The organism is Sporolactobacillus spathodeae (assembly GCF_016908935.1).
Taxonomy (GTDB): Bacteria; Bacillota; Bacilli; order Bacillales; family Sporolactobacillaceae; genus Sporolactobacillus; species Sporolactobacillus spathodeae.
In genome coordinates this window covers 32,137-44,403 of sequence record NZ_JAFBEV010000014.1, presented here as the reverse complement: position 1 = coordinate 44,403, position 12,267 = coordinate 32,137, and the positions used below count along the sequence as shown (strand labels likewise).

Genomic DNA, 12,267 nt, shown 5'->3' with positions numbered 1-12,267 from the left:
TGATTCAAGCGTTTTTTTTACGCTTGAAAAGATAAGATTTTAGAGAAATTAAGTTAAAGTCATTTTACTTTCCAGGTTACAGGCTATTCTTTTTTTATTCTCAATCGACTCTCTGCCCCATATATTAAAAAGAGACAGACTGGGGGAGGAAAATAAATGCCAAGAATTTCTGATTTTCAGACCAAAGAAATCGTTAATGTTGAAAATGGGAAGCGGCTCGGTCATATTGGCGATCTGGATGTCAATCTGACAACGGGAAAAATTGAGAATCTGATCATTCCCGGTTCTGGAAAGGTTATGGGCCTGTTTGGACGTGAAAATGATATTGTTGTGCCATGGAACAATATTGTCCGGATCGGAGATGACGTTATTCTCGTTCGCTTCTACCATGGATCCGATGCGTCGATATCTGAAAGAGACAACAAATAACAAGCGCTTTAATGTGAGATATGGTAGAATAAAGTAAGATTTTAGGCGCTTGATTTGCTGAAGGAAGGGCAAAAAAGGTGAAAGATGTCTTTTCGCTGAGGAAGAAGACAGCGGTTTACGGTGCTCCCGTTCAAGCTGCGGGAAACCAAACAATAATGGCGGGATTTTCTTTGCGAACAGGCGGGAAAAGCAAGCCGCCTTGGTCAACTTTAAATCTTGGTCTTCATGTTGGTGATATTCCGGAAGATGTGATAGCCAATAGGTCTGTGCTTGCTGATTCAATTGGCTTTCCATTGGAACGCTGGATTTGTGCGGAGCAGATACACGGTACGGAAATCGCTGTTGTTACAGAAACGCAGGTCGGTTCCGGCGCAAAAGAACTGGAAACGGTCGTCAAAGGGGCCGATGGGTTAATGACGACATCTCCTGACGTGCTTCTTGCTCTTTGCTTCGCAGACTGTGTCCCTGTTTATTTTTATGTGGAAGATCCTGCAGCCATTGCGATTTTGCATGCGGGATGGCGTGGTACAGTCGGTCAAGGCGCACGGAAAATGGTTGATTTACTTGTTGAACAACTGCATCTTTCCTCAGCGAAAAAGATTCATGCGATTATCGGTCCTGCAATTGGACAGCAAGATTATGAAGTGGATGACCGAGTGTTCCGTGAAGTAACAAAGCTTAAACCGAAACTCTGGAATCAGGCGGTTACGAAAACAGAAAATGGACATTATTTGCTTGGATTGAAGGAATTAAACCGAGCAATTTTGCTTGATTCAGGGCTTTCATCCGCACAGATTGAAATGACGGATTATACAACTTATCAGTGTCCGGAACTGTTTTTTTCGTATCGGCGGGACCAGGGATGTACGGGACGGATGATCGGTTTTATAGGTTTGAAAGCGGAAGGTGAGTCGGCACAGTGACAGTGGCAGTTAATTTGAAACAAGTTAATGAACAGATCCAGCAGGCTTGTTTGCGTTCTAAGCGGAATGTGTCAGATGTGACAGTGATTGCAGTGACGAAATATGTGAGCGTTGAACGGGCAAAAGAAGCGCTGGCTTGCGGTATCCACAATCTCGCGGAAAACAGGCGGGAAGGATTACTCGAGAAGCAGACTGAAATTGCAAGGGATCAGGCAGTCTGGCATCTTATCGGCACGCTGCAGACGAGAAAAGTCAAGGATGTTATCGGCAAAATTGACTATTTTCATGCACTTGACCGGTTGAAACTAGCAGAAGAGATTCAGAAACGAATGAGCGACGAGCGATTGAAATGCTTGATTGAAGTGAATGTGTCCGGTGAGGAAAGTAAACATGGTCTCTCAATAGGTGAGCTGGATTCCTTTCTCACGCGGCTTGCTGATTTCCCAGCAATTGAGGTAGCCGGATTGATGACGATGGCACCAAACACGGCAGACACCGATTTAATTCGCAGTGTTTTCCGCCGGCTGCGCGAACTGCGGGACAGTATACAGGAAAGGCAGCTTTCTTATGCGCCTTGCACAGAACTCTCGATGGGCATGTCACATGATTACCCAATCGCCGTTGAAGAAGGCGCGACGTTTGTGCGGATTGGCACCGCACTTGTCGGTAATGAACAGAAGGGAAGCTAAAAGGAATGAGCCTGAAATCGACTTTTAAAAGATTTTTTGATCTTGAAGAAGAAACGATGGTTCCCACTGACAATGACGACAATACGACAGAACGTTTCGAGAGCAGCCACAATCGCGAGGATAGAAAAGTGATAGAAAAAGGCGGCCGAATTGTTGCTTTGCAGAATGTCCATCAGCAAGGTAAGGTTGTCCTCGTTGAGCCGAAAAGTTTTGAAGAGGTTCAGGAATTTGTCGGTTATTTGAAAAGCCGCCAGACCGTGATCTGCAGTCTGCAAAGTATCGACAAAGCTTCAGGACAGCGTGTTCTTGATTTTATGGGCGGCACATTATTTGCCCTTGACGGTCAAGTGCGTAAGATTGGAAAAGATACATTTCTGTTTGCTCCTGATCATATCGACATTTCCGGAATGATCAGTGATTGGAAAACAGAGAATTAATGAATTCAATGAGGTGAATTATTTGTATCTAGTTGCTGTTATCATCTCGAAAGCCATCTCAATTTATTCATGGATCTTAATGATCTACGTTTTAATGAGTTGGGTACCGAGTATTCAGAATTCCCAAATTGGTTATTTGTTTGCCAGAGTATGTGAACCCTACTTGTCGCCTTTCCGCCGCTTTATTCCACCGCTTGGCGGCGTATTGGATCTATCACCGGTCATTGCTTTCCTCGTGTTGCAGTTTGCTTCGCGCGGCATTATCCAAATTCTTCTGACGTTCGGGTGAGGCGGCTATGTCTGTTTTTGATCACTTCAGGCCAGAAGAAAGGCCGCTGATTGAACATTTCCTTGATTTGAAGGAACAAACGACGCGCCGCTTCACAAGCCGGATCACAGATTTTCTTGATCCACGCGAACAATTTATCTTGAATTCAGTCATCGGTCAACAGGATGATGTGCAATTGCTTTTCTCAGGAGGCTATCCGGGAGCAGAGAGACAGCGGGCTTTATTGCTGCCGCCATACGCGGATGATGCTGAGGAGACGTTCGACATTGCTTGCCTTGAGGTCGACTATCCAAGTAAATTTGCGACATTGAGCCATCCGCAACTGCTTGGATCGATTCTCGGAACCGGCGTCGATCGGCGAAAGATCGGTGATTTGCTTTTTGTGGATGGACGGGCTTTATTCCTCTGTGCGCGTGATGTCGAAGCATATCTGACAATGACCATTGACTCTGTCGGTCGTCAAAAGGTTGCGTTGCATCCGATTGAGGCAGCGACATTACCAAAAGTTACAACGAATTGGATTGAAGAGACGGGTACTGTGTCATCGTTAAGACTGGATACTGTGCTTTCTGAAATTTATCATCTTTCGCGTTCGAAAGTTTCGGAACAAATTACGCATGGCTTGGTCAAGGTCAATTGGCAGGCTGTGGAGAAGCGGGATTTCATGCTTGCAGCCGGCGATATGCTCTCCTTAAGAGGGTTTGGGCGGAGTAAAATATTATCTGCGGACGGCTTGACAAAAAAGAACAAAATTCGGCTTGTTTATGGTAAACTAGATTAGACAAGCAGAGTATTTGAACTTATAATTTATTCTTTTTCCGATTTGGAGGTGACCGGCTTGCCATTAACGCCATTGGATATTCATAATAAAGAATTTTCGCGCGGTTTTCGCGGATATGATGAAGACGAAGTGAATGATTTTCTGGATCAGATTATTAAGGATTACGAGACGCTGATTCGCGAGAAAAAAGATTTGGATCAGGCGGTCAAGAATTCCGAGGAAAAGCTCAGCCATTTTTCTAATATTGAGACAACGCTGAATAAAAGCATTCTCGTTGCCCAGGAGACAGCGGAGGACGTGAAGGCGAATGCCAATAAAGAGGCCAAGCTAATCGTCATGGAAGCCAAGAAAAATGCTGATCGTATTATTAACGAGGCGTTGGAGAAGTCGCGCAAGATTACATTGGACATTGAAGAATTGAAGAAAGAGGCCAATGTCTATCGCACACGATTCCAAATGCTGATCGAAGCACAGTTGGAACTCTTGAAAGGGACTGACTGGCAGAAGTTTTCGGTTACTCAGGAACCGGAGGAAAGCGGTGAAGCAGATAAAGCGGGCAGTTTAGCTCCAGAAGCTTGACGCGCCTTTATGATTTGCATATACTGTTCTTAAAAATAAACAGGAAGTGTCGATGAGAGGGATAGTAATTTCCACTAAAGAACGCAGCGAACCGGAGGATGGTGCGAGTCCGGTGTTCCATTGGAAATGAAGATCACCCTTGAGAAATCAGGCCTGAACGCTTAGTTAGTAAGGTCGGACGTTACGCTCGCGTTATTGAGCGACTTGAGTGACAGTTTCTAGAAGAAAATGTTATTAGGGTGGTACCGCGGTCCTTCCGTCCCTTTGGGATGGAAGGACTTTTTGATCGGTAAAAAAGAATACGACTTTTGGTGGAAGAATACCGGGCAGGCGCTCTGGCACATGACTGCTGCAAGCGAGCAACCGAAGTGCATTAATTGTGAAAAGGACTTGGCAACACGAACTTTTTCATACCGGTTAAGAAGTTATCTGAAAGGGTAAAAAAAATGCAGCGAAGGTGCGAGACGCCTGCGGGAAAAGCAGGACAGGGGAGACCCCGCAGATAATTGTCTGTCTGAGGAGGCTCCCGTCCTGCCCGCGGCAAGCGAGCAACCGAAGTGCATTAATTGTGAAAAGGACTTGGCAACACCAAGTTTTTCTAAATAGAATTTTTTCAAATAACGGAGGCGTTAAACCATTGGATTATAAGAAAACATTATTAATGCCCAAGACAGATTTCAAGATGAAGGGCAGCCTGCCGACAAAAGAACCGGCGATGCAGGCCAAATGGGATGAAGAAAAACTATACGAACGTTCACTGAAGCAAAATGAAGGAAAACCAAAATTCATTCTGCATGACGGGCCACCATACGCAAACGGCGATATCCATATCGGCCATGCTGAAAACAAGACAATTAAAGATATCATCAACCGCTATAAATCAATGACTGGTTTTCAAACCCCTTATGTGCCCGGATGGGATACACACGGACTGCCGATCGAACAGCAGCTCGCTAAGAAAGGCATTGACCGCAAAAAAATGTCGGTCGCAGAGCTCAGAGAAAAATGCAAAGAGTACGCGCTTGGACAAGTTGAACGTCAAAAGAAACAATTTAAACGGCTTGGTGTCCGCGGCGATTGGGATCACCCATATCTAACGCTGCAAAAAGAATTTGAAGCGGAACAGATCGAAGTTTTCGGTGCGATGGCCAAAAAGGGCTATATTTATCAGGATAAAAAAACGGTGTTCTGGTCCCCATCTTCCGAGTCCGCACTGGCTGAAGCGGAAATCGAATACAAGGACGTTAAATCGTATTCCATTTTTGTTGCTTTTAATGTCACTGATGGTAAAGGTGTTCTAAATACGGATGAGAAAGTGATCATTTGGACAACGACGCCATGGACGCTCCCAGCAAACTTGGCGATCTGTCTCAATCCGAAGTTCAATTACAGCGTTGTACAGGCAGATGGCACGAAGTACGTGGTCGCTACTGACCTTGCTGAATCATTGAAGAAAACTTTTGAATGGGAACATACTGAAGTGCTCCGCACATTCACGGGTAAAGAGTTAGAAGGTGTGGTCTGCAAGCATCCGTTCTATGATCGTGATTCTGTTGTTATTCTTGGTGATCATGTCACGCTTGATGCCGGAACTGGCTGTGTGCATACAGCTCCAGGCTTTGGCGAAGACGACTTTAATGTCGGCAAAAAATACGGCTTGGCTATCCTCTGCCCAGTTGATGATAAAGGCTGTATGACGGATGAAGCACCGGGTTTTGAAGGTATGTTCTATTCTGACTGCAATGAGCCGGTTATTGAAAAATTAAGCAATGTCCACGCGCTACTGAAAAAAGGTATGTTTACTCACTCCTATCCGCATGACTGGCGGACGAAGAAACCGGTTATTTGGCGCGCCACAAAACAATGGTTTGCCTCAATTAAAGCATTCCGCAAAGAAATTCTTGACGCGATCCATGAAGTTCATTGGATCCCGTCATGGGGCGATGTGCGGATGACGAATATGATCAAGGACCGTGAAGACTGGTGTATCTCTCGTCAACGTGCTTGGGGTGTGCCAATTCCAGTTTTCTACGGTGAAGACGGCCAGCCGATTATCACGCAGGAAACCATTCATCATGTGGCTGAATTATTCCGTGAATACGGATCCAATATCTGGTTTCAGCGCGAGGCAAAAGATTTGTTGCCGCAAGGATTTACATCGGAACATAGCCCGAACGGTGAGTTCCGCAAAGAGACTGATATTATGGATGTCTGGTTTGATTCTGGTTCGTCACATCAAGGTGTGCTTACGACGCGTCCAGAATTACAGCGACCAGCGGATCTATACTTTGAAGGTTCCGATCAGTATCGTGGCTGGTTCAACTCTTCCCTATCTACAGCAGTTGCAGTCACAGGTCACGCACCCTATAAAGCAGTGCTCAGTCACGGTTTTACAATGGATGCTAAGGGCATGAAGATGAGTAAGTCATTGGGCAACGTAATTGATCCGATGAAAGTGATGCAACAATTCGGAGCCGATATTATCCGTCTTTGGGTCATTTCAGTCGATTATCAATCGGATGTGCGCGTGTCGAATGAAATCCTTGCCCAGGTTGCCGAAGTGTATAAAAAGATACGCAACACTGTACGCTTCATGCTCGGCAACTTAAACGATTTTTCAGTTGAAAATCAGGTCTCTGTGGCTAAGATGCCGGAATTGGAGAGATATATGCTTGTTCGCCTTAATGGGCTTATCAAAACATGTCTCGATGGCTATGAATCGTATCAATTCCTAAACGTTTATAAATCCATTCAGAATTTTGTTTCGACTGAATTGAGCGCTTTTTACATGGACGTTGTGAAAGACGCACTCTATGTTCAGCCGAAGAATAGTTTGGTACGCCGTTCGGCACAGACTGTGCTTTATCACACGGTCGTTGCACTGACTAAATTGCTGTCGCCAGTTATTCCACATACATCAGAAGAGGTTTGGAAATTTATTCCTGGCACTGAGGCTGTTTCTGATTATGTTCAATTAACGGATATGCCGAATCTGATCGATGTTCCTGATACCGACCGCTTAACCGAAAAATGGGCGAAATTGATGGCTGTTCGAGATGATGTACTCAAATCGTTAGAAAAAGCCCGCGATGCGAAATTAATCGGTAAATCTTTGGAAGCAGCAGTGACGCTTTATCCTTCTGAAGAATTTGGCTGGCTGACAGAAGAAAAGGCACTTGACAAATTCTTTATTGTTTCTGTATTAACTATCGCAGAACCGGGAACGACTGTACCCGATCAGGCAGATACGTATTCAGCTGGTTCTGTAGTCGTAACTCACGCTGAAGGCGAAAAATGTGAACGCTGTTGGGCGATTTTGCCGTCGGTTGGCTGTGACACAGAGCATCCAACACTTTGCGCCGATTGCTGTGAAACCGTGCGGCACGATTATGCAGGCGTCAGCCTTGACTAATTCCGGTCAGTTTTGCCAGAACCTTTAAATTTTGGACTGTCTAAATCCCTCTATTTGTTCCACACTAAGAGTGCCGGGACAAGGAGGGATTTATTTGTTTCGATACAGAGGCATAAGGAAGCAATTGTTGAAACGGAAGAGTTGGCTGGAACAGAAATTGAAAAGCGACCAGGAAACGGCTGAAGAACTTGGTTCAATAACCGATTTTGCAGGCGGTGAATTGTCTACCTATGATAATCATCCGGCAGATACAGCGACGCAGCTATATGATCGAGAAAAAGACTTGGCGTTTCAAAAAAGATTCCGTGATGAATTAACAGATATTAATGACGCTTTACGTAAAATGGATAAAGGCGTGTACGGTCTTGACGAAAAAACTGGAAAAAGAATCCCGTTTAAACGACTGCAAGCGCTGCCGACTGCGCGGACCGCTATAACTGGGGTCCCGCCAAAGCATCATTATAAGCAACGACCTGTTGAAGAATCAGTGATCGCTGATATGGAAGAAGAAGGGATTACTAATTTTCAATCGGACGGTTTTGATGAAACCAATGCGTTTGACCTTGTCGCGCAGTATAATGAATTACCGACAACATTTGAAGACGCGCCTTATCAGGAAGATCAGGAAAGTCTCGGTTTTGTCGAAGATATTGAAGCGATCGCGGCGACCGGCATTGGCGGCTATACCGGTGATGAAGAGGTCGAGTATATCCGTAATAAATACATTGGCCATCAGCTGACAGATGACTAAAAATTACCAGCCTGCTCCCTAAAAGGGCCGGCTGGTTTTTTTAAGAGATAGGAAAGTATAAAGTTTTTCGCAAAAAAATGTAGCGAGGTGCATTGGCGCCTGCGGCAAGCGAGCAGCCGAAGCACAATTATTAAAAGAGGATTTGGCTATGCCAAATTCTCCTCATCATTAATCAACCACGATAATTGATAAATTGTAGTAGCCTCGCTGAAACATGCCAAGGCAATCATGCTTCGTTCTGCAGTTTATGATAAAATGCTAAAAGGAATTGTTTTACATCAGTGAACCTTGCAAAATGCGTGATTATTCATGAGAATAGGGGAATTTAAATGATCTATTATCTTTTAGCATTATTGATTGTACTCTTAGATCAGATATCAAAATGGCTTGTCGCAACAAAAATGGCGATAGGCGAAAGCATTCCAATGATACCGAACATTTTCTATTTGACCTCACTGCGAAATAAAGGTGCGGCATGGAGTATTCTTGAAGGCCAATTCATCTTTTTCTTCATAATCACAATCGCAGTTCTGATAGTTGTCATTTATTATTTGCAAAAGATAGGCCGACACGATCGGCTACTCGGGACGTCGCTTAGTTTAATCATCGGTGGGACGATTGGCAATTTTATTGATCGTATCTTCCGTGGTGAAGTTGTTGATTTTATTCATGTCTATATTATTCGCTATAATTATCCGGTATTTAATTTGGCGGATTCGTCGCTTTTTATTGGTGTCGCGCTATTGCTGCTTTACCTAATTCGCGATAGCTTGAAAAAGGATCGAAAGGACGGAAATTGATGGCAGAGTGGGAAAAGGAGATTCAGGAATGTGAAGAAGGACAACGAATTGACCGCTGGGCAGCTCAAGCTTTTCCGTCGGAATCACGAAGCCGTCTGCAGGAATTGATTCGTTCGGGACAATTAAAAATTAACGGTCAGACGCAAACGATGGTTAGTTACAAATTGCGTTGCGGCGATCATGTCCTATTCGTAATCCCTGACCCGAAACCGCTTGAAGTGGCGCCGGAAAATATTCCGCTTGATATTGTCTATGAAGATTCGTCTGTACTTGTCGTCAACAAACCAAGAGGGATGGTTGTTCACCCTGCACCTGGTAACACGAGTGGCACGCTAGTTAACGCGTTGCTTTATCATTGCCATGACTTGTCTGGCATCAATGGCATCTTGCGACCGGGGATTGTTCACCGGATTGATAAAGACACATCGGGACTTCTAATGGTTGCGAAAAATGATCAAGCGCATCATTCGCTCGCACAACAACTTAAAGATAAAACAACGAAGCGGCTTTACTACGCAATTGTACATGGCGTCATCAGTCAGGATAAGGGCACGATTAATGCACCGATTGGGCGTGATCCGAAAGACCGCAAAAAAATGGCAGTGACTCGATCCAATAGCAAGCAAGCGGTGACACATTTCAAAGTGATCGAGCGTTTTTTGAACTATACCTTTATCCAATGCAGGCTGGAGACGGGAAGGACGCATCAAATTCGTGTCCATATGGCTTATATCGGCCACCCGCTTGCCGGTGACCCGAAGTATGGACCGAAGAAAACGCTGCCGATTGAGGGACAAGCCCTTCATGCGGCAGAAATTGGCTTCACTCATCCGGAAACCGGACAATTTTTATCATTCCATGCAGACCCGCCGGAGGATTTTACACATTTGTTGAAACTCTTGAAAACGCAGATCAACAGCTAAGATTTTTTGTTCGATAAAATACGAAGCGTTTTGTCCTAATTAAATAAAATATATGATTTTTCATGAAAAATGGAGCGAAGGCGCGAGACGCCTGCGGGAGAAGCGAGCCAAGTGAGACCCCGCAGATTCCAGCCTGTTTGAGGAGGCTCACGGATCGCCCGCGGCAAGCGAGCAGCCGGAGCATAATTGATGCAAAAAAGGACCTGGCATGAAAAGATAAGATTGTATATGATATTGTGGCTAAAATGCGGCACAGCCGAAGTGCATTTGATGGCAAAAAAGGACGAGGGATTGTCTGGTTTTACATAGCTTTTTTAAGATTTTTCATTGACAGACAAGCCGGCCTTTGTCATAATTAATGAGATGAAAAATTAATAATGTTCCTTTTAAATTAGTCCCGAGAGGCTAAGAAGGGTGATGATGAATGATAAAGTCATTTACCAGCACAACGGTCTCTTGCTTGAAGAAGCAAGATTTTTTTATGGCCGGAATGAAGCGGCAGGTGTCAAGAAATTTGGACGCGAAAAAAATCATGGATGAAAAAGCGGTGGCGCGGGCATTAACCCGACTTGCCCATGAGATCATTGAGCGCAATGAAGGCGTAGAATCTGTGGTGCTAATCGGTATTAAAACACGGGGCATTTACCTGGCCGACCGACTGGCACAACGGATTCATAATATTGAAAAGCGTAGCGTCACAGTTGGTGAACTGGATATCACACTTTACCGAGATGATCTGAGACAAAAAAAAGAAGATCCAGAGATTCTCGGCAGCGATATACCCGTGTCCATTGAGGGAAAGACAGTTATTCTTTGCGATGATGTCTTGTATACAGGACGCACAGCGCGCGCGGCAATGGATGCATTGATGGATATCGGCCGCCCGCAGCGTATTCAGTTAGCTGTGCTTGTAGACAGGGGTCACCGTGAATTACCGATTCGCCCTGATTACGTTGGAAAGAATATTCCTACAGCGAAGAATGAACTGATTTCCGTGCGACTAGACGAGGCCGACGGTGAAGACAGCGTGTTGATTTTCTCGACACGTTAATCGATTTTTTACTGAAAAAATGAATGATTATCTTTTAAAGGCAGTCCAGAGAGACTGACAAAGAGTGATAAAAGAAGATCACGCGTTTCGTTTGCGCGCCCAAAACCTCTTTGCCAGTGTTGGCATTGAGGTTTTTTTGATGCTATTTAAGTTTTATGAAGCCTTATTACACTCATGCAGGATAAACTTGGCAAGCATTCTGTTAAATGGATGAAAGGTAAAGGTGCAAATTAAATCTGAGGGGGTATTTTCCATGGCAAATTTGCTTCGCTTAAATGATCTTTCCGATTTGGAGATCTACGGTATTCTCGACCAGGCTAACCACTTCCTAAAATTGTCTCCGGATGAATGGCAGCAGGCTCCCGCTTCGGAGTTGGTGGCCAATCTTTTTTACGAGCCGAGCACCCGGACACGTTTCAGTTTTGAGACTGCCGAAAAACGGCTTGGTTATCAGGTGCTGAATTTCAGCAGCCAGACGTCGAGCGCGAAAAAAGGTGAGACACTGTATGATACCGTTAAGACCATGGAAGCAATCGGCTGCCGTGCGGTTGTGATTCGTCATCCACAAGAGGGATACTATCGTGAATTGCTCAATGCCAATGGAATCGCGGTTCTCAATGCTGGAGATGGCGCTGGTGACCATCCAACCCAAGGATTGCTCGACTTGTTGACTCTGCAGCAGGAATTTTTGATTTTAGAAGGATTGACTGTGGCGATTATTGGCGATTTGCGCTACAGCCGCGTCGCCCGTACGGACGCTGAAGTGCTGACGCGACTCGGGGCTCATGTGCTTCTTTCCGGACCGGATGAATGGAAGAATGAGGCGCTACCAGGTGATAGGGTATCCGTTGATGAGGCGATTGAACGGGCAGATGCTGTGATTATGCTTCGTATTCAGCATGAACGTCATGAATCAGCGATGGCGATGACCAAGGAAGAATACCATCAGCGCTACGGACTGACCCGTGAACGTGCCGCCCGGATGAAACCGGAAAGCATTATCATGCATCCCGGTCCGATTAACCGCGGTGTGGAAATGGACAGCGACCTTGTCGAGTGTGAACGCTCACGCTATTTCAAACAAATCCGCAATGGCGTAGCGGTTCGAATGGCCAGCTTGCAATGGACGCTTCAGGATGGAAGAAAACCGCAGATAATTTAAAGAATGGTTCCGGCGGTGACGCCGCGCAAAATAAAAGGAGA

Annotated in this window: 13 protein-coding genes and 1 other annotated feature; all 13 genes read left to right on the top strand. The window is 45.1% G+C overall.

The annotated features are described in order from the left end of the window. Nucleotides 1-156 precede the first annotated feature (156 nt). Complete coding sequence (locus JOC27_RS08420) at nt 157-429, top strand: YlmC/YmxH family sporulation protein (protein ID WP_205006842.1); 273 nt, start codon at nt 157-159, stop codon at nt 427-429. A 77-nt stretch (nt 430-506) separates the two neighbouring features. Further along, nucleotides 507-1,352, top strand: a complete 846-nt coding sequence (gene pgeF / locus JOC27_RS08415; protein WP_338062791.1) for a peptidoglycan editing factor PgeF — start codon at nt 507-509, stop codon at nt 1,350-1,352. Continuing rightward, nucleotides 1,349-2,041 carry a YggS family pyridoxal phosphate-dependent enzyme gene (locus tag JOC27_RS08410; RefSeq protein ID WP_205006841.1) on the top strand — a complete coding sequence of 231 codons (693 nt, stop codon included), beginning with the start codon at nt 1,349-1,351 and terminating at the stop codon, nt 2,039-2,041. Before pgeF ends, JOC27_RS08410 begins: the two co-directional genes overlap by 4 nt. Before the next feature lie 5 nt (nt 2,042-2,046). After that, complete coding sequence (locus JOC27_RS08405; RefSeq protein WP_205006840.1) at nt 2,047-2,478, top strand: cell division protein SepF; 432 nt, start codon at nt 2,047-2,049, stop codon at nt 2,476-2,478. Between the two features lie 22 nt (nt 2,479-2,500). After that, a complete protein-coding gene (locus JOC27_RS08400; protein ID WP_205006839.1) occupies nt 2,501-2,767 on the top strand; it encodes a YggT family protein in 267 nt (88 codons plus the stop codon). Nucleotides 2,768-2,774: 7 nt separating this feature from the next. After that, complete coding sequence (locus JOC27_RS08395) at nt 2,775-3,548, top strand: YlmH family RNA-binding protein (protein WP_205006838.1); 774 nt, start codon at nt 2,775-2,777, stop codon at nt 3,546-3,548. A gap of 57 nt (nt 3,549-3,605) precedes the next feature. Continuing rightward, the gene (locus JOC27_RS08390) at nt 3,606-4,127 is read left to right on the top strand and encodes a DivIVA domain-containing protein (RefSeq protein WP_205006837.1); all 522 of its coding nucleotides are present in this window, start codon (nt 3,606-3,608) and stop codon (nt 4,125-4,127) included. Nucleotides 4,128-4,170: 43 nt separating this feature from the next. Beyond that, nucleotides 4,171-4,394 (top strand) — a binding site (T-box leader). 370 nt (nt 4,395-4,764) lie between these two features. Further along, nucleotides 4,765-7,539, top strand: a complete 2,775-nt coding sequence (gene ileS / locus JOC27_RS08385; RefSeq protein WP_205006836.1) for an isoleucine--tRNA ligase — start codon at nt 4,765-4,767, stop codon at nt 7,537-7,539. A gap of 94 nt (nt 7,540-7,633) precedes the next feature. Beyond that, on the top strand, nt 7,634-8,290 hold the full coding sequence (locus tag JOC27_RS08380) for a TraR/DksA C4-type zinc finger protein (protein WP_205006835.1): 657 nt from the start codon (nt 7,634-7,636) through the stop codon (nt 8,288-8,290). 329 nt (nt 8,291-8,619) lie between these two features. Next, nucleotides 8,620-9,090 (top strand): signal peptidase II, encoded by a 471-nt coding sequence (lspA, locus tag JOC27_RS08375; protein ID WP_205006834.1) that lies wholly within the window; start codon nt 8,620-8,622, stop codon nt 9,088-9,090. After that, a complete protein-coding gene (locus tag JOC27_RS08370) occupies nt 9,090-10,013 on the top strand; it encodes an RluA family pseudouridine synthase (RefSeq protein WP_205006833.1) in 924 nt (307 codons plus the stop codon). The genes lspA and JOC27_RS08370 overlap by 1 nt, the downstream gene beginning before the upstream one ends. A 481-nt stretch (nt 10,014-10,494) precedes the next feature. Beyond that, nucleotides 10,495-11,064, top strand: a complete 570-nt coding sequence (gene pyrR, locus JOC27_RS08365) for a bifunctional pyr operon transcriptional regulator/uracil phosphoribosyltransferase PyrR (RefSeq protein WP_275587810.1) — start codon at nt 10,495-10,497, stop codon at nt 11,062-11,064. A gap of 253 nt (nt 11,065-11,317) precedes the next feature. Beyond that, entirely contained in the window at nt 11,318-12,226 is a 909-nt protein-coding gene (locus JOC27_RS08360) for an aspartate carbamoyltransferase catalytic subunit (RefSeq protein ID WP_205006832.1), read from the top strand. Nucleotides 12,227-12,267: the final 41 nt, after the last annotated feature.

Bases quoted from the DNA above. Each gene is read 5' to 3' on its own strand.
- JOC27_RS08420 (WP_205006842.1), top strand. From the start codon at position 157: ATGCCAAGAATTTCTGATTTTCAGACCAAAGAAATCGTTAATGTTGAA.
- JOC27_RS08405 (WP_205006840.1), top strand. From the start codon at position 2,047: ATGAGCCTGAAATCGACTTTTAAAAGATTTTTTGATCTTGAAGAAGAA.
- JOC27_RS08395 (WP_205006838.1), top strand. From the start codon at position 2,775: ATGTCTGTTTTTGATCACTTCAGGCCAGAAGAAAGGCCGCTGATTGAA.
- lspA (WP_205006834.1), top strand. From the start codon at position 8,620: ATGATCTATTATCTTTTAGCATTATTGATTGTACTCTTAGATCAGATA.
- JOC27_RS08370 (WP_205006833.1), top strand. From the start codon at position 9,090: ATGGCAGAGTGGGAAAAGGAGATTCAGGAATGTGAAGAAGGACAACGA.
- pyrR (WP_275587810.1), top strand. From the start codon at position 10,495: ATGGCCGGAATGAAGCGGCAGGTGTCAAGAAATTTGGACGCGAAAAAA.
- JOC27_RS08360 (WP_205006832.1), top strand. From the start codon at position 11,318: ATGGCAAATTTGCTTCGCTTAAATGATCTTTCCGATTTGGAGATCTAC.